Raw genomic sequence first — 397 nt, 5'->3', positions numbered from 1 at the left:
CCCATTGCCTTTAATGCTCCTACTGCACCACCGTAGCCACAGTTATGCACGAGCTTTCCCGATACGGTAAAACGATGATTTGGTCCGGCATTTCGTATGTCATAAACTCGAGCCTTGCTTCGATTAAACGCCAGTTTTTTCTGTGTTGTGCTACAGCTGTATTTGCTCTTGATATGATTTCTTCTCTGCTTATTCCTTTCGATAGCATTCTTGTAACTACCGATCTTGCGTATGGCCAATATTGTTGCTCCCACCGTGTTAGGATAGCGTTCTGCTTGTTGTTTTGATTGACTATTCTTGGAACAAAGCGGATATTTCCTTTTTCGTAGTTGCCGTTTGTATTTATCCGATCTAATTCCCAGTCTTTTCGCACATTGTCTACCTCTTGTAAAATCCA

General features: G+C 42.1%; 1 protein-coding gene. It reads right to left on the bottom strand.

The genetic code is table 11. From position 1 onward, the window contains the following. Positions 1–19: 19 nt before the first annotated feature. On the bottom strand, positions 20–397 hold a 378-nt coding region (locus ACTJLE_RS06650), incomplete at its 5' end, for a hypothetical protein (protein ID WP_481267925.1).

It is taken from the genome of Gardnerella sp. CCPDSM (assembly GCF_056754715.1).
The sequence above is the reverse complement of the archived record's forward strand: the minus strand, read 5'-3'. Positions and strand labels throughout refer to the sequence as shown.